Genomic DNA, 493 nt, shown 5'->3' with positions numbered 1-493 from the left:
CTCTCGCTCCTGCGCTCTTTCCCGTCCGGTGTGCTATCTTGTCTGCCTCCGTCTTCTTTTCCTTCTCCCTCTCGTCGTTCTTCCTCCTGCTCTTTCTCTCCTCTCTCCCCTCCTCCGTTCCTCCTCTTTCTTCCTTTCCCCTCTTTCTCTCTTTTTCCTTTTTCTTTTTTCTTTTTTTTTTTTCCCTCCTCCTCCTCCCTCCTCTCTTTCCTCTTTTCTCTTTTTCTCTTCTCTTTTTCTCCTCTCCCTTCTTCTTTTTTCTCCTTTTCTTTCTCCTCTTCCCTTCTTTCCTCTCCTTCTTTCTTTTTCCCTCTCCCCTCTTTGTCTTCTCTCTCCTTCCTTCTCTCCCCCTTTCCCTTTCCTCTCCCTTTTTCCCTTCCTTCCCCTTCCCTCTTCCCTCCTTCGTCTTTCCCCTCTCGCCTCGCGTTTCCTCCTCTCTCCTGCTTCCTTTTTCCTCTTTTTCCCTTTTCCTCCTCCCCTCCTTCCTCCCCCG

Annotated in this window: 1 protein-coding gene; it reads right to left on the bottom strand. The window is 49.7% G+C overall.

Annotation, left to right across the window (positions count from 1 at the left end):
• The coding region (locus tag A6V37_RS43325; protein ID WP_208607866.1) for a hypothetical protein at positions 1 to 493 on the bottom strand (493 nt) is incomplete at both ends.

The organism is Paraburkholderia ginsengiterrae (assembly GCF_001645125.1).
In the GTDB taxonomy this organism is placed as follows: Bacteria; Pseudomonadota; Gammaproteobacteria; order Burkholderiales; family Burkholderiaceae; genus Paraburkholderia; species Paraburkholderia ginsengiterrae.
Note: the sequence above shows the minus strand (reverse complement) of the source record. Positions and strands in the feature narration are given on the sequence as shown.